This is a genomic window from Chryseobacterium sp. DT-167, from assembly GCF_058310155.1.
The window spans coordinates 1-667 of sequence record NZ_JBZEEQ010000070.1 but is presented as its reverse complement, the minus strand read 5'-3'; the positions used below and the strand labels follow the sequence as shown (position 1 = coordinate 667).

Here is a 667-nt window from a genome sequence, read left to right as displayed (position 1 = left end):
AGAGGCGGGCGAGATCGTCCCGAACGTCGTCCTCGGCCTCATCGCCCTCGTGATCGTGTGGGGACGGACCCGAGTCGCGCCGCTGACCGCACAGCTCCCGGCGGTGCCGTCGCGTGCGGGCGCGCTGCCCGACGCCCGCCCGCCGGCCGGGATGGAGATCGCCCAGCTGCCGACGGGCTCGTACGAGACCCGCGCCGCTCTCGCCTTCAGCGGAGGCGCGTTCTCCGACGTGCGGGCGTTCGCCTCGACAGCGGTCCTGATCCGGCACCCGAAGGGCGACCTCCTGCTCGACGCGGGCTTCGGGGAGCACGCCGACGAGCACATCCGGATGCTCCCGTCCTTCCGTCGTGCGCCGCACGCGCTCGGAGACACGGTGAGCGAGCAGCTCGACGCGGCGGGGTACGACCGTGACCGGCTCCTCGGCGTTCTCGTCACGCACTCGCACTGGGACCACGTGAGCGGCCTCGACTCGCTCGACGTGCCGATCTGGGTGACGGCCGAGGAGCGGGCCTACGCGGAGTGGTCGGGAGGAGACCCCGTGTTCGCCGCCGTGACGCATGGTCACGAGGTCCACGAGTACGTCATCGACGGCGCCTCCTACCTCGGGTTCCCGAGCAGTCTCGACGTCCACGGCGACGGCTCGATCGTGGTCGTGCCGGCGGCGGGC

Annotated in this window: 1 protein-coding gene; it reads left to right on the top strand. The window is 72.6% G+C overall.

The window, feature by feature from the left end:
• On the top strand, positions 1-667 hold a 667-nt coding region (locus AC4FQ5_RS19790; protein ID WP_491146305.1), incomplete at both ends, for an MBL fold metallo-hydrolase.